The organism is Empedobacter sp. UBA5987, assembly GCF_002429865.1.
In the GTDB taxonomy this organism is placed as follows: domain Bacteria; phylum Bacteroidota; class Bacteroidia; order Flavobacteriales; family Weeksellaceae; genus Empedobacter; species Empedobacter falsenii_B.
Window position 1 is genome coordinate 1 of record NZ_DJBB01000036.1, and the last position, 21,748, is coordinate 21,748.

12 protein-coding genes and 1 CRISPR repeat array are annotated in these 21,748 nt (G+C 29.4%); of the genes, 3 read left to right on the plus strand and 9 right to left on the minus strand.

Going from position 1 to position 21,748, the window contains the following annotated elements; all coding sequences use genetic code 11:
- Positions 1 to 26 precede the first annotated feature (26 nt).
- Together csx27 and cas13b are read left to right on the plus strand one after the other, a co-directional pair.
- Positions 27 to 662 (plus strand): type VI-B CRISPR accessory protein Csx27, encoded by a 636-nt coding sequence (csx27, locus tag B3J26_RS05735; RefSeq protein WP_291073715.1) that lies wholly within the window; start codon positions 27 to 29, stop codon positions 660 to 662.
- 3 nt (positions 663 to 665) lie between these two features.
- Positions 666 to 4,067 (plus strand): type VI-B CRISPR-associated RNA-guided ribonuclease Cas13b, encoded by a 3,402-nt coding sequence (gene cas13b / locus B3J26_RS05740; RefSeq protein WP_291073696.1) that lies wholly within the window; start codon positions 666 to 668, stop codon positions 4,065 to 4,067.
- Between the two features lie 116 nt (positions 4,068 to 4,183).
- Positions 4,184 to 5,494: a CRISPR direct-repeat array (repeat unit 37 nt; unit sequence GTTGTAACCGTGCTTGATTTTGAAGCGCAATTCCAAC).
- A gap of 757 nt (positions 5,495 to 6,251) precedes the next feature.
- Here cas13b and B3J26_RS05745 read toward each other — a convergent pair.
- From B3J26_RS05745 to B3J26_RS05785, 9 genes are all read right to left on the minus strand, one after another.
- Positions 6,252 to 7,508 (minus strand): AAA family ATPase, encoded by a 1,257-nt coding sequence (locus tag B3J26_RS05745; protein WP_291073697.1) that lies wholly within the window; start codon positions 7,506 to 7,508, stop codon positions 6,252 to 6,254.
- A 7-nt stretch (positions 7,509 to 7,515) separates the two neighbouring features.
- The gene (locus B3J26_RS05750; RefSeq protein ID WP_291073699.1) at positions 7,516 to 8,358 is read right to left on the minus strand and encodes a hypothetical protein; all 843 of its coding nucleotides are present in this window, start codon (positions 8,356 to 8,358) and stop codon (positions 7,516 to 7,518) included.
- 310 nt (positions 8,359 to 8,668) lie between these two features.
- Positions 8,669 to 9,394: a hypothetical protein gene (locus B3J26_RS05755; RefSeq protein WP_291073701.1), complete on the minus strand. Its 726-nt coding sequence runs from the start codon at positions 9,392 to 9,394 to the stop codon at positions 8,669 to 8,671.
- The gene (locus B3J26_RS05760; protein ID WP_291073702.1) at positions 9,384 to 10,499 is read right to left on the minus strand and encodes an AAA family ATPase; all 1,116 of its coding nucleotides are present in this window, start codon (positions 10,497 to 10,499) and stop codon (positions 9,384 to 9,386) included. The genes B3J26_RS05755 and B3J26_RS05760 overlap by 11 nt, the downstream gene beginning before the upstream one ends.
- Positions 10,500 to 10,884: 385 nt before the next feature.
- A complete protein-coding gene (locus B3J26_RS05765) occupies positions 10,885 to 12,111 on the minus strand; it encodes a TIR domain-containing protein (RefSeq protein ID WP_291073704.1) in 1,227 nt (408 codons plus the stop codon).
- Positions 12,112 to 12,354: 243 nt separating this feature from the next.
- Positions 12,355 to 12,906 carry a hypothetical protein gene (locus B3J26_RS05770; RefSeq protein ID WP_291066979.1) on the minus strand — a complete coding sequence of 184 codons (552 nt, stop codon included), beginning with the start codon at positions 12,904 to 12,906 and terminating at the stop codon, positions 12,355 to 12,357.
- Between the two features lie 231 nt (positions 12,907 to 13,137).
- Complete coding sequence (locus tag B3J26_RS05775; protein ID WP_291066981.1) at positions 13,138 to 14,268, minus strand: restriction endonuclease; 1,131 nt, start codon at positions 14,266 to 14,268, stop codon at positions 13,138 to 13,140.
- Positions 14,265 to 15,491: a DNA cytosine methyltransferase gene (locus B3J26_RS05780; protein WP_291073706.1), complete on the minus strand. Its 1,227-nt coding sequence runs from the start codon at positions 15,489 to 15,491 to the stop codon at positions 14,265 to 14,267. The genes B3J26_RS05775 and B3J26_RS05780 overlap by 4 nt, the downstream gene beginning before the upstream one ends.
- 382 nt (positions 15,492 to 15,873) lie before the next feature.
- Positions 15,874 to 16,179, minus strand: coding sequence for a helix-turn-helix domain-containing protein (locus B3J26_RS05785; RefSeq protein ID WP_291064257.1), 306 nt, complete (start codon positions 16,177 to 16,179; stop codon positions 15,874 to 15,876).
- A gap of 2,593 nt (positions 16,180 to 18,772) precedes the next feature.
- On the opposite strand from B3J26_RS05785, the gene B3J26_RS05790 reads away from it, so the two are divergent.
- A complete protein-coding gene (locus tag B3J26_RS05790; protein ID WP_291064027.1) occupies positions 18,773 to 21,745 on the plus strand; it encodes a SusC/RagA family TonB-linked outer membrane protein in 2,973 nt (990 codons plus the stop codon).
- Positions 21,746 to 21,748 lie beyond the last annotated feature (3 nt).

Below are 21,748 nucleotides of genomic sequence, written 5' to 3' on the forward strand. Positions count from 1 at the left end.
GTTTTTAGGGAAGATTACATTTCGTCATACCAGGATTTATTGTAATTAAAGTAGTCGATATCTTTAGATTTCTATTATTGGGAAGTAATAACCTATTTTCTTCAGATAATATTGGAGATAGTTTAATTCTTTTTTGTGCATCATTAGTAATAGGAGTAATCATTCATGTGTTGACAACACAAGTAATTTTAAAAATGCCATTTCTAAAAAAGCTTGTTTACACTTCTGTTAAGGATGCAGAATTAGGAGAGTATTCTAAACTTATTATTCCTCATTTAAATGAAGAATATGCAAAATTGAGAAAACATGATTCTAATGAAAATACAAGCAATCAACCGACTGATTATTTGTTTGATTTTGCTTACTATTATTTAGAAGTAAATGATAAAATAACTCAAGTCAAAAATTTTCAAAGTTTGTATTTTATGTTTAGAAACTTTTTTACAATAGGCTTGATTTTAGTCCCAATTTTATTGTTTACGATATTCTATAGTTATTGCAATGAATTGAATCAAACCCAAAATCTTGGATTATCACTTTTAATAGTTTTTATTGGTCTACTTGTCAATATTTATGTAACAAGATGGCTAAGAGTAAAAATGATTGAAAGAGTTTTTGAAAGTTACTACGCTGATAGAACACATAACAACACTAACACATAAAAAATGGAAGAAAAATTAGGTAAAGGGGTAGAATATAATCCTTTTAAAAAGGAAGATAAATATTATTTTGGAGGCTATTTTAATTTAGCTGAAAACAACATTAATGAAGTATTTAAAGAAGTTAAAAAAAGATTAGGAGAAACGAATTCCTCAAGTAATATAGAATTATTAAATAATGTTTTTCGTAAAGAAATGTCTTTGGTTGATTATGAAAAATGGGTCAATGCTTTTGCAGATTATTTTCCGATAGTCAATTATTTAGATAGGGAAACAATTAAGAAAGGAGAAAAGGTAGTTGAAGTACCAAGGGAAAAACGAATTGAGTGTTTCAGAGATATGTTTAAAGGATTAATCAATACAATTTCTCAATTAAGGCATTACTACACACATTATCATCATGAACCAATAGAAATAGATGATAAGATATTATCATTCTTAGATGAAGTTCTATTTAATACGATAATAACAACTAAAAATAAATACCTAAAAACAGATAAAACAAAAGAATTGATCAAAGATTCTTTACAAGAAGAATTAGATATTTTATGCAAGTTAAAAGTTAAATACTTAGAAAGTAAAAGAAAACGATTTGATAGAAAGGATAAAGGAGCTATAGAAAATGCGGTTTATAATGATGTCTTTCGTCGTTTTATTTATAAGGATGAAAAAGGTAATGAATCATTAAAAGACATTATTCGAACTAAACAGATAAAAGTACATCAAAATTCATCTTATTTAGAGTTGCCAATTTCATCGAGTGGGATCATTTTTTTACTTTCTCTTTTTCTAAATAAAAAAGAAGTCGAAAGTTTAAAATCTAATATTAGAGGTTATAAAGGAAAAAGTAAGAGTGAGGAAACAACTCCAGAAAAAAATGGATTATTGTTTATGACAACTCATCGTATTTATTCTGTATTAGCTTATAAGGGTCTTAAAAAAAGAATCAAAACATCAGTAAAAGGAGATAAAGAAACTTTATTGATGCAAATGATAGATGAAGTTTCGAAAGTACCTCACTGTATTTATCAAAATCTGGATCAGACATTACAAGCTACATTTATTGAAGATTGGAATGAATACTTTAAGGATAATGAAGAGAATGAGGAAAACTTAGAAAATTCAAGAGTATTGCATCCAGTTATTCGTAAACGATATGAAGATAAGTTTAATTATTTTGCAATTCGTTTCTTAGACGAATACGCCGAATTTCCATCTTTAAGATTTCAGGTGAATTTAGGAAATTATGTACATCATAAAGCAACCAAAAAGTTTGGAAATTCTGAAGTGACTACAGAACGTGTCATCAAAGATAAAATTACCGTTTTTGGACGATTATCAGAAGTAAATAAAGCGAAAGCTGATTTTTTTAAAAATGAAACTGAATTAGATCCTGCTTGGGAATTATTTCCCAATCCAAGCTATGAATTTCCAAAAGAAAAAGGAAATAATGACAAAGATGCTGGTAAAATAGGAATACAAGTAAAACTGCTTAACAAGGATATAGAGGCTGTATTAAATGAATCAAAAAATACACTCAACAATAAAACGAGAAAATCTGATAAAATAAGCAAAAAGGAGATCATTAATAAAATTGTACAGATTAATGATGATACAAAATATAATAACAAAAATATCATTTATCAAGGCAATGCAATTGCCTATTTAAGTTTAAATGACATTCATTCGTTGTTATATGAGCTTTTGGTTATTGGTACAAAAGGAGATAAACTAGAAAGAAAAGTTGTAGAAAAAATACAACAACAAGTAACAGAAATAAGAAATAAGGATACTTCAGCTAAAATTCTGAGTAAATACAAAGATTCTGAGGAGTCAAATACTATTGATAAAAAGAAATTAGTTATTGACTTAAAGTATGAATATGATAAGCTTCAAGATTTATTAAAGGAACATAAGAATAGAGAAGAAGATTATATTCAAACAAAAAAGAAGAAAAAAGATTCACCGAAACGAAAATATATCTTATATCATAATGAAAAAGGTCAGGTAGCAGTATGGTTATCGAATGATATCAAACGTTTTATGCCTCAAAATTTTAAAGAAAAATGGAAAGGTTACCAACATAGTGAGTTTCAAAAATCATTAGCATACTATGAAACCAATAAAGAAATGTTGAAGATTATTTTGCAAGACTTAGATTTAGAACAATTTCCATTTGATATTAAAAGTTGTTTTTATAAAAATACGCTCGAAGATTTTTATAACCGATATCTATCATTAAGAATAAGTTATTTAGAAAATGTAATAGATCGCGTGGAATGTTTTTCTAATGAACCTAAGGCTTTTAAATCAGTACTGAAAGAATGTTTTGTCTTTCTTAAAAAACAGAATTATACCAATCACTCATTAGACGAACAGGTTAAAAAAATATTAGCAAATCCTATTTTTATTGAAAGAGGATTTTTAGATACTAAACCAACAATGATTCAAGGAGTCAAATTTTCTGAAAATAAAGGATGTTTTGCAGATTGGTTTGTTCATTACAAAGAGTATGAGCACTATCAGAAGTTTTATGATACAAATTTATATCCAGTAGAATCAATAGAAGATAAGGAGCGACAAAAACTCGAGGCAACAATAAAGAAACAACAAAAAAATGATGTGTTTACTTTATTAATGATTAAGAAGATTTTTAACGATTTATTCAATCAAGATTTTGAAGCTAATCTATATGAGATGTATCAAAGTAAAGAAGAACGAGAAAAAAATCAATTGGTTGCAAAAGAAACGCAAAATAGAAATCTAAACTTTATTTGGAATAAACCGATTGCGATTGATTTATTTGATGGTAAAGTTAAAATAGATGAAGTAAAATTAAAAGATGTTGGCAGTTTTAGGAAATATGAAAATGATAAACGTGTCCAAACATTCATCACATATATTCCAGAAATACAATGGATACCTTATTTACCAAATACATGGGAAGGCATTAATTTACCTGTAAATGTGATAGAAAGACAAATCGATCGATACGAAAAGGTACGAAGTGAAGAATTGTTAAAAGAAGTACAAGCTATTGAAAAGTATATTTATGAACAGGTAAATGATAAAACTGAATTATTGCAAAATGGTAATCAAAATTTCAAAAACTATTTGGTAAATGGACTTTTAAAGCAAATACAAGGTATTGATGTTTCAAATTTCAAATTTATAAATCAACAAAAATTTGAAACAATTAATGTAAAAGACTTAGATAATGAAGCCTCAGCGTTAGAACAGAAAGTATATGTATTGATTAATATTCGTAATCAATTTTCACATAATCAATTCCCTAAAAGTGCTTTCTACCAATTTTGTCAAAAGATTTTATCGATTGAAGAAGATGAATTATTTGCCGATTATTATTTACGATTGTTCAAGTTGTTGAGAAATGAATTATTAGACTAGAAAAAGAAAAATGATAAAAAAGTAAGAATGAATGTAATAAATTTTCATTTTTTTAATTCTAAAAATAGAGTAGAAGCCCTTATAAATAAAGGGTTTTGAACTGAAAATAATTTGAGGTTGTAACCGTGCTTGATTTTGAAGCGCAATTCCAACGCTTATTCACGTGTTCCAAATTCAACTAAAGTTGTAACCGTGCTTGATTTTGAAGCGCAATTCCAACAGGCTTAGAGTTTCTTTTTGTACCTGCTTAGTTGTAACCGTGCTTGATTTTGAAGCGCAATTCCAACGGCAATCCCATTGATACTTCTACGCAATCTGTTGTAACCGTGCTTGATTTTGAAGCGCAATTCCAACACCATTGTGTAAATGTGTTTTCAATAATAAGTTGTAACCGTGCTTGATTTTGAAGCGCAATTCCAACTAGATGCATCTTTACCAAACCTCGCAACGTGTTGTAACCGTGCTTGATTTTGAAGCGCAATTCCAACTACACACTCCAGAAAAGAAAAAAAAGTGGTGTTGTAACCGTGCTTGATTTTGAAGCGCAATTCCAACGATGAGCGAAAATTTAAAAAAGTAATTGAAGTTGTAACCGTGCTTGATTTTGAAGCGCAATTCCAACTAAGTAGGCAAGATGTTCAAGATTATGCTAGTTGTAACCGTGCTTGATTTTGAAGCGCAATTCCAACTTACCTTTCAATAGCCAACACACTTTACTGGTTGTAACCGTGCTTGATTTTGAAGCGCAATTCCAACACGAATTTTGTTGCTGTATTTTGAGCGAATGTTGTAACCGTGCTTGATTTTGAAGCGCAATTCCAACTGATATTGAGGTAATATTTCAATAAAAGGAGTTGTAACCGTGCTTGATTTTGAAGCGCAATTCCAACGGAATGACCATACCATCGTAGCAGGGTCAAGTTGTAACCGTGCTTGATTTTGAAGCGCAATTCCAACAGCGATACGAGAATACATGAAATCGACATAGTTGTAACCGTGCTTGATTTTGAAGCGCAATTCCAACGATGAATAAGGTTTTCCTTTCGCTTTAACCGTTGTAACCGTGCTTGATTTTGAAGCGCAATTCCAACTTCTTTGTACGCATCACGATCTTTATTAGCGTTGTAACCGTGCTTGATTTTGAAGCGCAATTCCAACTGGATTTATAAACTTAGAATTTAGGGTATAGTTGTAACCGTGCTTGATTTTGAAGCGCAATTCCAACTCAACTTCTGTATAAACTTTTCCGAAAACTGTTGTAACCGTGCTTGATTTTGAAGCGCAATTCCAACGAATTTCATACTATTATAATTCTGATAAGGGTTGTAACCGTGCTTGATTTTGAAGCGCAATTCCAACTAAAAATCGACCAGAAGAAGCACAACAAGAGTTGTAACCGTGCTTGATTTTGAAGCGCAATTCCAACTAACAGGAATATCAATTGTAATCATGGTTAGTTGTAACCGTGCTTGATTTGAAACGCAATTCCAACTTTACTGCAAATTGTTTGAATTTGCTGTATGTTGTAACTGTGCTTGATTTTGAGGCACAATTTCAATCCGTAGGAAGTATTTTAATTTGTTGGAGGAGTTGTAACCGTGTTTGATTTTGAAGTGTAATTCCAACATCGTAATCGTTATAGACGAAATTGCCTGCGTTGTAACTGTGCTTAATTTTGCAGCGAAATTCCAACTAATGTTTGATCATATTCTTCGAGATCATAGTTGTAACTGTGCTTAATTTTGCAGCATAATTCCAACTATATTTTTATAAGTAAATAGGAATTGTTTTTTAGTTGAAGTAGTATTAAAAACAAAATCTCCCAAAATATATATTGGGAGATTTTTTATAAATAGGTTATTATATTATGATTGAACGCAAAAAATAACAGCTCAATTAAAATGTATTTTTTTATTTACTTTCTTCGACAGTCCTTCGACCTTTGTTCGACTGTTGTTCGACAAAACATACTTTTTCTCGAACAAACCCCGAAGAAACTGGCTATTTTGTCCTTCAAAAAAATAGACGACAAAATAAAAAGTATACCTTGTTGTGTAAAACAAAAAACCTCCTTAAAATTGCTTTTAAAGAGGTTACTATTTATACTATTTTGTGTTTTTGTACCTAAATTAGAGTTGTGAAACAGTTACCGATGTTATATGCTGCTCCTTTTAATTGTTAAAGTTAATTATTAAACAAGTTTAAAAGTTTACGTGTTAGTCCTGTTTTATTATTAGGTTCTTCAATTTCTACTTCTGTTTCATTAGAACTATGATAGATTGAAATGTAATTTAAAAATTGCTTTTTTATTTGTTTATTTATATCTCTCATGTTTTTATAAGAAGATACATCTATAGTTAATAAATGATTTTTCAAAGTATCTTCTACATCAATATTGAATTCAGATTTGACTTTTTTACTTATATTTTTTGCTCTGAATTCAATATATTTCATCTTGTCTTCATTGCTTAATAAAGTAAATATACATTTGTAGTCAAATCTTGATCTTAATTCAGGAGATATTCTTTTTTTGAAATCTTCTTTTGAAATGTTTGAGGTAAATATAATTATGAAGCCATTTAAATCCATTTGTTCTCCTAATGAACTTTCCATTATACCAGTTTCTAAAACATTTAGAAAATAGTTAAAAAGTGCTGTATTGGACTTTTCAAATTCATCTATTAATAGAATTCCTACATCAGTATCTCTCACTTTCATGAAAATTTCTCCATCTTCACTATCGCGATATCCTCTTGATGCACCAATTAATGAGCTAAGGGAGAATTCACTACTATAATTTCCGAAATTTATTTTAGCAAATTTTTTAGTTCCATGTAAAGAATTAAATACTGATCTCGCTACTTCAGTTTTACCAACTCCAGACTCTCCCATTAGGAAAAGTGATAATATTTTATGTTCTCCTAATTTATTGAAAATTAAAAATGTTCTTATTTGTTGTTCAAAATCATCTTTAAATTTATAATGTCCGTAAAGATTGTTTTTGAAATTATCAAAGAAATGATTTAGTTCTATCTCATTTAAATCAGTTACTTTCTTGTGCCGTTTACTCAGGATCTGTTTTTCTTCGCTTAGTGGTTTTGTGTCTTTTACTTTTTTAATAAAAGTTTCTTTGTCAACATTTTCAAAATAGTCAAAAACAAATCGTAATTCGTATTCTAATTTTTCTCTCTTGGCAACATCACAAATAAATATTGGTGAATCTTTGAATTGATAAATAACTTGTTCAATAACAAATTGAATATTATTAAATTCTGTAAGAACTGAAATATCAATAATTTCAGTTTCAGAATCAAACTCTTCTATTAGAGAAATGTTAGAAGTTATTTTAGAAATACTTAGTATTGAATATCCTTCTAAAGCTTTTGAATCTTTGAAATCATAGTAATCATCTTTCTCATAAAATAATAAAATTCTTTCCATCTACTTTTTATTTAATGTTGACGTTTTGAATTATTGCGAGTAAATCTATGTAATGATATTCCTTGCCATCTCCAGAACTTTTAAAACTAAAAGTTTGGTTGTTTTGAATTGTACTATAATGACTTTCTTCAATTTCTTCTTCCTCTTTTTGTTGAGGGAAAGCATTTTGAAGTTCGCCAAGTTCTTGAAAATATTGAAAAGAATTTTTTAAATCATCAATTTTAATTTTCCCTTTATATAAACCAACTATAGAAACTTTTCCAACGAATAAATCATCTACACTATATGAACTTTCAAATTCACTTTCAAATGTTAATGGAATTTTTATCAATATGTTTTCATTGTCCCTAATTAATCCTTTGATTTTATAAGCATAGTCTTTAAACATTGAATTGAAAAGATTATTCATATCAAAGCCATTTGTCCCAGGAACAACCAAATCTTTCATTGCTCCACTATTTATAAACTTTACAATTCTTAATTCATCTTCGTTTTCAAGGGACAATTTTACATTGTCTATTTTGATAAGTTCTCCTTCATCTGTATTGTCAAATCCTTTGAATTTTTTACAGTTTTTAACAACTTCATCAAGAATCACTGATTTGGTTGTTTTAATTTCAAATGTTTCTAATACTTTTTTTGAACCTGATCCTTTTATATTTCCGCCAGCTTCGGCTTCTCCAAGTTTAAATATATCGAGAATGTTAAAACCTAATTTAGTTTTCAGATAGGTTTCTCCTTCAATTTTTTTATCATTTTCAACTGTTTGTGAAGCAAGAAGCATATTATTAAGCATCATCTTTATTTCATAAACTTTAGGAAAATTAATATAGTAGATGTTGAAAATCATGGTATAATTTATAAGGTTAGTATTTTTACTAAATTATGAAAATCAATTTAAACTTGTATTTTTTTATACAGTTGCTTGGTAGGGGTTGCATATAACATTGTTTTTTCACGGAACTACTATAGCTTTAGTTTCGTGAAAAAACAAATATACAAAGAAAACCACATTGTATACCTTGTTGTGTAAAACAAAAAAACCTCTCTAAAATCGCTTATAAAGAGGTTACTATTTATTATTTTCTGTCTTAAATAATTTTGCAAAACATCTCATGCCCTCCGGGCAAGACGAAAGCTTAGTTATTTAGCCGAAGTACTTATTCTATTTTTGAAAGAGTTTTGACATTACCATAATAGTCATGTATAAAAACAGGAAAAGCACTTAAAATAGAAACTTTTTTATAAGGTATAATAAATCTAGTTTCCTGATTTTGGAAAATTTCAAGCTGTGTAAACAATTGTTTAGGTAAAGTGAATGTACTAACGCATAAATTATTCATTTTTTTTAAATGCAATGATATTAACTCTTTCCAAAGATCCACATCATAGATTGTAAAATCTAGTAATTGTTTTTGTGCTTGTTCTGAAACAATTTTTTTATAATTAATGTTTTCTTTGCATTCAACACAAGAATTTTGGAAATCTTGATTACTAATTACATGTTTTAGAGATTCTACCATAGGGTAGCTAATAAATAATTTTCCTTTTTCAGTTTCTTCGTTAAAAAAAGCTAATAGATCTTTAATCTTGTCATCATCAGCTATTTTAGAATGACCATCATAGTCAAAAAATAAATATATCTCAGCAAAATCATCTCTTTTATAATCTTTTAAAGCATCTTCATTTTCTTTACTTCGTTCTTTTAATAAACTAAAAGTATCTAAATCATCGTCATCCTGTATCTTTTTAAATATTTGATATATTTCTCCCCCATATACACAATGAACACTTACATTTTCATTGATGAAATGTTTTTGTAGATTTTCAATAATTTGAACTTCTGTTTTTTCGCCCTCAAATACAAATAAAATATTATTCGACATGGAATGAACCTGCTTTATACATTTTTTCAATATTATGAGCTTCCCTTAATTCCTTTGATGTACTTTTTGAAAGTGATTGAATTTTATTTTTACCCATTAAAAAATAACAATCAGGTCTTAATAGGTCGTTCGTTATTACAGCAGTATTATGTGTAGTTAATATAAATTGAACTCCAGTTTCTTTCAGTTTTTCAATAATCAATGCAGAAAGTGAATGATGGTAAAAAGCATCAAACTCATCTATAAATACAAATGATACTTCATTAGAATTTTTAATGTTTTGATACCAAAAATAAAAAAGAGCTAAAGCACTTGTTCCTGTTGAAGCTACATCTTGGAAAGGAATTTTTTTTCCGTTAAAATCGAAAGCTATAGTTTTTTTATCGATATCATCAACAAGAGAGAGCTTACATTCAATTCCTGCATTATTTAGAAATGACTCAAAATCTTCAACATTCTTTTTCTTTATAATATCTTCAAAAATGTGTTTAGTACCTACATCTAAACCAATATATGTTCTGTCTAAAAGTGATCTGAAATAAAGCATTTTTTCTACAAATGAAAACATTCTAGTGAAAGTGTCATTTATTTCATTTGATGGCAAGTCAGAATTATTTTTGACAAATTTTAAAATAGATAATTCTTTATTATCTATATCAGTTTTAAGTGTTTCTGTTCCTTTTAAATTAATTTTTGCAGAACTTTCATTTTCTCTATCAAATGAAATTATATCGTGATTGTTGATTGTAAGCTTTTCGTAAATGATTGTTTTATAATCAGATTTCTTATATTCATAAGCAACAATTTTATCGTTAATATAAAATTCATAATAGAAAGTTGCAAAATCAGAATTACAGAAGGCATTTAAATAATTTCTATAAACTCCTTCGTTACGTTGCTTATCCGTTAAATGTTCAATAATATCAAAAATAGCTAGCGCAAGGTTAGATTTACCAACACCATTGTGTCCATATACCAATGCGTTATTAACCAATCCATTTTTGATAGATTCTTTATTAAATTCGTATCCATTAACTTCTGTTAAATCAAGCTCAAAGTCTTTTGCAAAACTTTTAAAGTTTGAAACTTTAAATTTTCTAAGCATTGTTTTGAATAATTTTTGTAAATGTAGTAAAAACTAATTATCCGTAAAAAAATTACGGCAAATGTTTTAATGAAAATATTATAGTACTTGATGTAGTGATTTTTTTTAAAAAAAACTTATTTTTTGAGTATTAGATTTTACTTAGTATTACGGCTAACATTTTTTTTAACAAAACTACTATAGCTTTAGTTTCTTAAAAACACACCTATATCTACATTTCCTAAAATTAAACCCAAATATACAAACAAAACTACATTGTATACCTTGTTGTGTAAAATAAAAAAACTCGCTAAAAACACTTAGCGAGATTATATATTTTATTGTTATTGCACCATATCTAGTTCTACGAGCAAGAAGAAAACTTAGTTATTATGTATAGGCGCAATTAATATTCATCTAACTCATTTTTTTTATTAGAGCCGTTTTCAATAATAGTCTTATCGTTAAAACTCTCCATCCATTTTCTAATGGTAATGCACTTATCATTATTGTTAGAAAAATATCTAATTAAATCAGATTTAGGGTCAATAAATGCACACCAAACATTACCACTATTGTCTGTTACTAAAATTGATTCCATTATTGTATACAGTCCTTTAACGCCACCACTAACGACATAGAAATCATCTCCATCAAAATTTTCTGCTTCCGCAAATTGTTGAAAATTATTTAAAAAAGTGTCTAAATATTTCCCTGTTAGTCTAGCTATTTCATTTAAATCAATTTCGTCAATAAAATTTGAATCAACAACAAGTTCACTTTGATGTTCATAGTTTCCGGAGAAAGTAGTACCAAACCCATGAAATGATTTACAAGCTTCTCCTTCTTCAACCTCTATATACCATGATTCGCCTTCAAGTCTACGTTTAAAAGTTAATTCACAATATTGATTTTCAAAATTATTAATTTTAGCATAAGCAGAATTTGGTGTTAAAATTTTAGCTTTGCCAGAAATCTCACCTGTTCTTGCTCCATCATAAATATCTATATTAAAGAAAAAGGAATCAGAAGCTACTCGAAAAATTTTCAAAGTACCATCTTTCATTTTTGCCTTTGTTTTATTTTTCCATTCTCCCCACCAAATATTTTTCTCCTTTGCTATGTATTCTGAACTGTAATGTCTTAGCACTGTTTTGAAAACATTAGATAGATTGTTTTTTAATTTCTCCTTTTCTACAGATTTACTTTCTATAGTTTCATCTAAATAATATTGTAAAATTCTTCTTCCTCTAAGGTCAAATGGTAAATCTTCAATATTGCCATAAACAGTATTTTGAATCATGATAATTCTTTCCCAACCTAATATTGCTGAAGCGTAACCTAGTTCATATAATACATTAGGATTAGGTGTTTTTCTACCTTCTTGATTTTTATTAATTATTGAAATATCGCAAACAAAAATATCTGATTTCGCTATTTTTCCAGTTATAGATTCTACTATAGATGGGCTTCCGACAAGACCATAAGTGTCTCTATCTATTACAGTTTCAATATTGAAATTTTCATCTTTTGAAAAATCTTTATTCGCTTTATCTAAAACTTCTTGGATAAACGAACGATTATATTTATTTAATAAATCAGATTGCCAAGAATAAAAAATTGTATAGTTCATTGCAATATCTTCATATGCGATTACACATCATTATTTTTCACGAAACTACTATAGCATTTGTTTCGTGAAAAATCAGCTATATCAGCATTTCGTAAAAGTAACCCCAAATATACAAACAAAACTAAATTGTATACCTTATTGTGTAAAACAAAAAAACTCCCTAAAATCGCTTCTAAAGAGGTTATTATTTATACTATTTTGTGTTTTATGATTAAAAATGGAGTTGCGCAACAGTTACCGATGTTAGCTGACGTTGCTTTTATCTCTTTTCATTTCTTCTGATTTCATTTTATCCACTAATTCAGTAATTCTCCTTTCATCGAATCCTAATTTTAGTTTATAATGTTCAAAATACTGATTTAATTCATTGTCTAAGTTTTGAGCTTCTTCTATTATGTCGCTAAAATATTTCAACATTTCCTTATTACCAGTTTCAGAATAAAATTTTTGAATCTCAAGTCTGAAATATTTATGTATTAAATAATTCCTTTTATCTAATACATTCTTTAATTGTAGTTTATGTTCATCAGTTAAACCATAATTTTCTTTAATTTCTTGAATTAAAAGCCCCATAGTTTTTCTTGAATTTTCTACTTCATCAATTATTTCATTAACCTCTTTATTAGTTTTTGGTTTGTTTTTGAAAATTCTACTTGTCCAAAGCATTATAGAAAAAGTTTCTTCTAAACAATTTGTAATATAAATAGCTAAACCAAAATAAGCATAAATTAAGCGTACTTTACCATTTTCATCTTCAAGATAATATTCATCTAAAGCTTCTTGATATTTTCCCATAATTTGATAACGTTCGTTTTGGTGCAATGTCAGTTAACGTTTTGGGGCTTTGCGAAGGAGCGGATTAGAAAGACGAAACTTTCAACTTTGCACTAACGTAGCAAAACCATTTTTTTATTTGCTAATTTACATTTTTCCAGCAAATAAAAAATGGTTTTTGCGGGTAAAAAGCATAGATGTCGAATTTGTACTTAACCCGCTCTTTTGCAAAATCCTTGTTATGGGAAGTGCTTATTCGGTTATAAATTGTTCGTAGCTATCAAGTTTCGCTTTGTCAATTTGATAGTTTCCGTTTGCATCTTTGCAGATTATTACGCTATCAAATCCAAGTTCATTCATCTTCTCGATAGTTAAAAGTTCTCCTTCTTTAACTTGAAAAACTCTACGCAATAACCAATCTGAAAGAGCTTTATTGGGATTGGTCATTAAAGCTTTCGAGTTGTCTTGACAAACTTTTGCTGAAAAAACTTCTCCTGTTGGGATTTTTAATTCAAATAATTGGTCTCTTTCAGGGAAGAAATTTGGAAATTGTTTATGGATTTCAGCAGGAATTGGTATATATACCTCTCCAAAATCTCTTTTTCTACCTCCTGCATTCCATTGATTTAATCCGCTTTTTTCAAAGACGAATTTTTCTTTGTTCTTAATTCCATAAAGTGGTAAAATGACATAATTTTCACCACGAACAAATTTATCTGTTGCAGGTTTTAAATCTTTATCTTCAAATAATTCTAAAAGTAAAGTATAAGGGTCTTCTAAAATTTCAATTGGTATTTTAAAAGCATTATCGGGAATATAAAATTTTCTGAAAAGCGTACTTTTTGAATAGTTAAAACTATAAAAATTCTTACCGTCTTCAAATTGTAAACTTGCATAATTTTGTTTTACAGCGTGTATATTTGAAATATCAATTTTATCATAATCTGTTTCAAATAGAACAAGTTCACTATCTTTTCTTGCAACAATATGGTATAAAGAACTTTCAATGTTGTACAAACGATTAGCTAAATCAATTCTTTCATTTCTAAATTCGGCTAATTTGTGAGCCAAATCTTTTCCTTGAAAATCAGCTAAAACCCTTGAAAGTGAGTTGAATTCAGCAACTTTTTCTGTGCTGTTATTTGAATTACAGACGAATGTCTTTAAACCGACACCGATTGAATTATAGTTCGCATCGAATGCTGTATCTGAACGAGATAAATTTCCTGCATCAAAACTTCTACAGAAAATGTTTTCTGCTACACGGTAATTGATAAAAGGAATTGCACTTTCGCTGAAAAGTCCCGAAAGCTTTGAAACTGCTGAAAGCAGTTTCAAATAGTTTCCATTGTTTTCTATATCTATTTCAGCGAATGATTTCACAATACTTTTATAATTTCGTTACTAATTCTTTCGATTAATGGTGTTGTTACAGAATTACCTGCTTGCATATAAAGTTTACTATTTGCAATAGGAGGTAAGATATATTTATCCATTGGATAACCTTGAAATGCAAAACACTCTTTTGGAGTTAATTTTCTTATTCCAAAATCATCTTTTATCAAAGGTACATTATGTCCACCTGCACCCATATTTGCAGTTAATGTAGGACAAACATTGCTTTTGTTTTCTCTTACATAAACTCTACGCCATTGATAAACGGTATCCTTGCTTGTTATAGTTTTAACAAGTTCAGGATAATACTGATGAGTTTCAGGATAATAATATTTATCTTCTTGTTTCTCTTTGTCTAAAATGTCATGAATTGTTTTTGTTAATTTAATTTCTTCTGGAAATTGAAAATTGGCATAATTCGGAACTTGATTCGTGTCGAATGCAACAACAAAAATTCTTTCTCTATTTTGTGGAACATTTGCGTGAGTCATTGTGTTCAAAACTTTATGAAACACTTTGTAACCCAATTTTTCTTCTAAAATTTCAAGAATAACCTTGAAGGTTTTTCCTTTATCGTGAGAAACTAAATTTTTTACATTTTCTAAAAACACAACTTTTGGTTTGTGTTTTTCTATAATTTGTTCTAAATCAAAAAATAAAGTGCCTCTAGTATCTGAAAATCCTTTTCTAAGTCCCGCAATAGAAAATGCCTGACAAGGGAAACCAGCACATAAAACGTCAAATTCTTTTGGTATATAATTTTTGACTGATTCTTTTGTAATATCTCCAAAAGGAACCTCTCCAAAATTTTCACGATACGTTTTTTGAGCATCTTTATTCCATTCGCTAGTATAAACACATTTCCCACCTACATTTTGCATAGCGATTCTAAAACCACCAATTCCTGCAAATAGGTCGATAAATTTGAACGTGTAATTTTCGGGAGTTGGAAATGGAACATTTTCAACTTCGAATAATAATTGTTGTAATGCTTCTTCCTCTACAACCGAAATTTCATTTTCGTTTTTGTATTCTACATAATTTTTCAGAATACTTAAAGCTTCTTCTTTATAGTATTTTGAAACTCCGTTATGTATATTATGTAGGTAATGAGTTAATACGGCTTTTTCTTCTTCTAAAGGTTCAACAAGCTTAATCTGATAACTTTTGTTATCAAATTCCTCTATGCTTATTTTCTCTTTTATCAACATTCTCTTTTAGCTTACTTATTAATGTTGCAATTTACAAATTAAAATCAAGTTTTGTTGAATTGAGATTTTGAAATCGGATTTTTATTTTTTGTACGGACTTTCAGAAAGCATTTCCCATAACATTATTTTTCACGAAACTACTATAGCTTTAGTTTCATGTAAATAACAAATATATAAATTAATCTAATTTATAACCATTATTGTGTAAATAAGTAAAGGGCTTCTATATAGAAGCCCTTTACTTATATTAATTTATGTAAAATAAAAAACTCAGGTGAACTTTTAACCTAAAATCTAACACCTGAGTAATAAATGAACGTCATGCCTATGACTTATATTCATTTCGAATTTAAGATTTTTATTTTAAACTAACCGTTTTTAATTATTTAATGTCTTTTACTTTTTTTACAAACTCCTCATATGTATCTGTTTTTTCATTGTCCCAGTTTGTTGGTTCTATTAAATCATAAATACTTACTCTTAGTAATTTTGCAATCTCAATTAGTTCTTCCAAAGAAGGTTGTCTTTTGTTATTTCGCCATTTAGATATTGTAAATTCAGTTTTACCAATAAATTTAGCAATGACTCTATTTTGTACATTTCTTTCTTTAAAAACAATATCTAATCGATTAATTTTCATATAATTTAAAATATTTATTAAAAAAGTTTGGCGTTTAATGTCAAACATTGTATATTTGATATATGTTTAAAGCGACACAATTAGTTAAGGCTATTTGACTTAACGAAATGATGTCTCTCTATTCGGGAATAATCCGGTAAATTATAAGCCCTAGAGAGTACAAAAAGTCGCCCAATACACTGGGATTTTCATATATTTGCGATAATTCCAGAGGGCGATTTATGCGTTTGTACTTCATTGGGCAAGAGTTTACTCTAAAGGTTTTCTTACCGGATTTCCTCACGATAATGAAGGAGTGTAAATCGTTTCTCTGACTTTTTATTTCTACTTCTATCAAGAATAGAAGACATCGTTCCATAAAACCCAACACAAAATGAGAACGAAACAATTTCCATTCATCCGTAAAAAACCGCCAGACAAAGTCTGTTGGTGTTACTAATTCTTTTAAAGAACAATACTCCGTTTTTATAACATTTTTAAAACACGGATCGTAAAGCAAAGGGCTATCCTTTCTTTACACGCTCTCTATCAGAGCCTCGGTAATGAGACTTTGACAGTAACTGTTATACTCTTTTTTTTCGCACATTAAAAGTAAATCCTTTATTGCCATTTTCCAAATTTATTGGGGTTCTGCTACCTTTTATTTAGATGTAAGACGTTAGATTTTAGTATTGAGATTTTAGTATTGAAAAAGGAGTTAAAAATCCGACGATTTAGGATCGAAATGCAATTCAACTCTAAATTATTGGAATAAAAAAGTTTAAGTGTCTGAACGAAGTGAGTTGCCAACTTTATGGAAATAATTTATTTCGTTGAATCATTGAGAGACTACTGTCGGCATCTTTTTTTGTTTCGTTTTTTGGATGAGCTTCCCTGAAAGGTATATGAATCCAATATTCATAAAATAATAAAGAGCATGAATAAAAAATGAAAAGAAGATTTCTTGAAATGACGGAANNTGCGTTCCGTATGGTTTGTTCGTGGTTCGTGTATCGATGTTGAGTTGTAAAATGTATTATGTATTAAGTAAAATGTACAGATGAGATGTTAGATTTTAGTATTGAGATTTGAGAGTTGTACGATGTAAAAAGTACAATGTATTATGTATTTGAAAAAGGATTAGAAAATGTCATATGATTTGGAGGCGAGTGTCAAAAAGTTGATCGCCATGGTTAAAATATTTTACTGTTTGCGCAGCAAATGATTTAAAATATTGAATGGCTGAAACTTATTTTGACCGTCGAAAATCAAAGACAAGTCTTTTTTCGTTAGTTTTTTTGACGAAAAAAAGTGACATTAAAAAAAGTGACATTTCGATACTATTTTCTTTTTCTATGAAACGAAAATCACTCAATGTGACAGCAAGAAAGAAAAACACGTAAAACGTTAAGCGTATCACGTAAACCGTAAAAACAAAACCCCTTTCCCAAAAACAAAGTTGGCGCGATGTACAGGAAAAGGAGTGGCTTTTAAAACTAATGTTGAATTTTAAAAAACTATTGTAAAATTATGAAAGAGTAAACAGATTCACACTCTATCCCCCGAAGACAACACAAAGAGTATAAATGATCTTCATAAAATGTATTAGTGTTAATTTTTTTCATTTATTAATGTAATTTTTAAAACTTGTCGGAGGGGGATTTATAAAGGATGCGATTCTGAGACAAGCCCAGAATGACAAAATCCGTTTTTAAAAATGACAACGAATTTGAGTATTGAAAAAGAATGAAGAAAACGTCATATGATTTGGAGGCGAGTGTCAAAAAGTTGAAGAGAATGATTAAGATTATTCATTTTTTTTCTTGATAAAAAAAACGAATCAAAAAAAATCAAGTCCGTGCTTACAAGTCGGTCAATAACGGCTATTCGCTAAATGCTTTAAATCATTCGCATATGAAATGCGAACAGTAAATCATTTTTAACGCTCACTACACCGAATTGACACTCGACTTTTCAGCAATGACGAGTTAAGAATCGAAATGATAACGAATTTTAATATAGAAAAAGGATGTAGAAACCGGCATTAAAACTCTCACGTTAAGAAAATGGTTGAATGCAACGTTAAAAAGGTTTTAGCCCGTAGGGTTTGTAAAATCTTTAGTGAAATGAAAACATTTTTAGTAGAGNNAGTAGAGAGGTTTACAGCCAAGCGTTTTTTGTTTCGTTTTTTGCGCTTAAAAAATGAAAGAATGATAATGATTTAAAATATTGAATGGCTGAAACTTATTTTGACCGTCGAAAATCAAAGACTTGATGTTTTGTAACTTTTGCATTAAGGTAAAAGTTAGAAGAAAAAAAATAGAAAGATTCTGCACTTCGAGTGCCTCAGTGCCCATGTTTAGAATGGTAGAAAATAATATTCACCACATAGATACATAGAACTGAATGATGAAAAATAAAGAGCAATAGAGAAGATAAATCTATTAAACATAGTTAGCAGCTCGCTATGTTTCTGTTTACTGAACTATGGAATCTCTAAAATAAAAAAAGATAAAAACCTATGTTTCTATTGTGGTTAAAAAATAACTTATAACGTAAAAAAAATAAAACCTCCTTTCCCTAAAACAAAGTTGGCGCGATGTACAGGAAAAGGAGTGGCTTTTAAAACTAATGTTGAATTTTAAAAAACTATTGTAAAATTATGAAAAAATTTTACTTCAAACTCAATAGGCATATAATAAGTGTGCTATTGGGATTGTTTTGTGCAACACCTATGTTGGCACAAACAGGAAAAACCGTGACTGGAACGGTAAAAGAACTACAAGTCCCACTGGTGGGCGTAATGGTAAAAGAGGAGGGAACCGATAATTCCACCTTTACCGATGATAATGGACAGTATTCGTTGATTTTACAACAAGATAATGCTAAACTAATTTTTGAGCAATTGGATTTCCCTATTCGAGAAGAAGAGGTATTGAATAGAAGCGTGATCAATGTAAGTTTTACAAAAGAAGACAACGGGATTCAGCTGAAAGATGTGGTAATAAATGCAGGGTATTACTCCGTAAAAGACAAAGAACGAACGGGTTCTATAGCACGTGTTACCGCAAAAGAAATAGAGAATCAACCTGTCAATAATGTGTTGGATGCCTTGCAGGGTAGAGTAGCAGGTTTAGAAATTACCCCAACCACAGGAACAGCAGGTGGTGGATATACCATTCGGTTAAGAGGACAGAATAGTATAAATGCAGGAAATGATCCTTTGTTTATAATAGATGGAGTTCCGTTTGATATGAATTCGATGTCCTACACCAGTATTTCCAATACCGTAATGCCCAATTCAAACATTAATCCGTTGAATTCTATTGATCCAAAATCAATAGAGAAGATTGAAGTTTTAAAAGATGCAGATGCTACCGCTATTTATGGATCACGTGGTGCAAATGGGGTGATTTTGATAACGACTAAAAAAGGACAAAAGAGAAAAACTACATTTAATATAGATTCATCGATTAGTGTCAATTCCATTACAAAAAAAGTAAATCTTCTAAATACAGAACAATACCTCATGATGCGAAAGAAAGCATTTGAAAATGATGGAATTACAAATTACCCGACAAATGCGTATGATATTAATGGAGCATGGGATCAAACGCGATACACCGACTGGCAAAAAGTACTAATAGGGAATACTGGTACAACCAATAATACAAGACTAAATATTATGGGCGGTAGCGAGCAAACAAGTTTTATGATTGGCACCAATTTTATGAAAGAAACTTCTGTTTTATATGGGGATTATAGCTATAAAAAACTGAATGCCTTTGTCAATCTTAATCATTCTTCTAAAGACAATAGATTTAAAGTAGGTACTGTCCTAGTTTATGGAGATGATAACAATGTATTACCAATAGAAAACTTAGCGCGTACAGCTAAAAAATTAGCTCCCAATGCACCCGCTTTATTCGATGAAAATGGAAATCTAAATTGGGAAAATAATACATGGACAAACCCTATAGCATCTACTTATAGTACATATCGTAGTCATGCAAATGTGTTGAATACCAGCTTTAATATGAGCTATGCTTTAACGGATCAATTAACATTTAAAACGAATATAGGTTACAATCATTCAATTTTAAAAGATAAAAGTTTCAATCCACATACAGTAAGAAATCCTGCTTATGGTAATACAAGTGCCGATAGTAGTGTCATAATGAATGAGAATGAAAAAGAAGTATGGTCAATAGAACCGCAGTTGGATTATCATCTTAGTTGGACAAATAGTGAAATTAACTTGAATGTAGGAGCAACTTTTATGATGAACGAACAAAATCAGTTGGTTACAAGAGGAGTTGGCTTTGCAGATAATGCACTAATGAATGTGATGAGCGCAGCAAAAGCATTTCAATTTCTGCAAGATATTTCTTCACAATATAAATACAATGCGATCTATGGACGATTTAATTACAGTTTGTATCAAAAATATATTCTTAATCTTACAGCAAGAAGAGATGGATCAAGTCGATTTGGAGAAGCCAATAAGTTAGCAAATTTTGGTGCAATAGGCGCTGCATGGATTTTTTCGAAAGAACATTTTTTGAGTGATCAATCGTGGTTGAGTTTCGGAAAATTGAGAGGGAGTTATGGAATTACTGGAAACGACCAAATAGGGGATTATCAGTATTTGAGTACATATTCTATAAAACAAGACGGTTATGATGGAACAACCTATTTAACACCTTCTCGTTTACATAATCCGAATTTTTCATGGGAAAAAAATCGAAAGATAGAAGGAGCAATAGAATTGGCTTTTCTGAAAAATAGATTAAATCTTGAAGTAAACTATTACCACAATCAATCCAATAATCAGCTAATAGGCTATTCGTTACCTGCTACAACAGGGTTTAAAACAATTCAAGCAAATTTGGATGCAGTAGTGGTTAATAAAGGATTAGAAATTGCTCTCCATTCAACCAATATTAAGAAAGATAAATGGCAATGGGAAACATCCTTTTTAATTACATTTCCAAAGAATGAATTAAAAGCGTTCGAAAATCTAGCTCAATCCAGTTATAGCAATCAATATGTTATTGGGCAATCTATAAATATCACAAAGCTATACAATTATATAGGAATAAACCCTGTAAATGGAACTTATATGTTCGAGGATTATAACAATGATGGAAAAATAAGTAGTGCCGATGATCGTAGAATATATACTGATTTCAATCCCAAATGGTACGGAAGTTTAGGAAATACCATTCGTTATAACAATTGGAATCTTGAGGTACTTTTTCAATTCTCGAAAAAGAAAGCCTACAACGAACTGCATACGTTAAATGCAGCAGGTACATTCTTCAATCAACCTGTTTCGGTTATAGATGAAGGTCGAACGCAAATTTATACAACAGGCTCTAATACAAATGCTGTTGTTGCCCAAAATTATTTTTATACAAGTACTGGAGTTGTAAGTGATGCTTCTTTTGTGAGGTTAAAATCACTTTCGATAAACTACAATGTACCTCTTAAGAAAAATTATAAAGTCGCTTTATATGCGCAAGGTTTTAATCTGCTAACGCTTACGAACTACAAAGGAGGGGATCCCGAACAAATTGAAGATTTTTTACCTCCATTAAAACGTATCGCATTTGGAACAACTATCTCATTTTAAAAA

What these genes read in the sequence shown, in the direction of transcription:
- cas13b (WP_291073696.1), top strand. Translation starts at nt 666, where the DNA reads ATGGAAGAAAAATTAGGTAAAGGGGTAGAATATAATCCTTTTAAAAAG.
- B3J26_RS05745 (WP_291073697.1), bottom strand. Translation starts at nt 7,508, where the DNA reads ATGGAAAGAATTTTATTATTTTATGAGAAAGATGATTACTATGATTTC.
- B3J26_RS05750 (WP_291073699.1), bottom strand. Translation starts at nt 8,358, where the DNA reads ATGATTTTCAACATCTACTATATTAATTTTCCTAAAGTTTATGAAATA.
- B3J26_RS05755 (WP_291073701.1), bottom strand. Translation starts at nt 9,394, where the DNA reads ATGTCGAATAATATTTTATTTGTATTTGAGGGCGAAAAAACAGAAGTT.
- B3J26_RS05760 (WP_291073702.1), bottom strand. Translation starts at nt 10,499, where the DNA reads ATGCTTAGAAAATTTAAAGTTTCAAACTTTAAAAGTTTTGCAAAAGAC.
- B3J26_RS05765 (WP_291073704.1), bottom strand. Translation starts at nt 12,111, where the DNA reads ATGAACTATACAATTTTTTATTCTTGGCAATCTGATTTATTAAATAAA.
- B3J26_RS05770 (WP_291066979.1), bottom strand. Translation starts at nt 12,906, where the DNA reads ATGGGAAAATATCAAGAAGCTTTAGATGAATATTATCTTGAAGATGAA.
- B3J26_RS05780 (WP_291073706.1), bottom strand. Translation starts at nt 15,491, where the DNA reads ATGTTGATAAAAGAGAAAATAAGCATAGAGGAATTTGATAACAAAAGT.
- B3J26_RS05785 (WP_291064257.1), bottom strand. Translation starts at nt 16,179, where the DNA reads ATGTTTGACATTAAACGCCAAACTTTTTTAATAAATATTTTAAATTAT.
- B3J26_RS05790 (WP_291064027.1), top strand. Translation starts at nt 18,773, where the DNA reads ATGAAAAAATTTTACTTCAAACTCAATAGGCATATAATAAGTGTGCTA.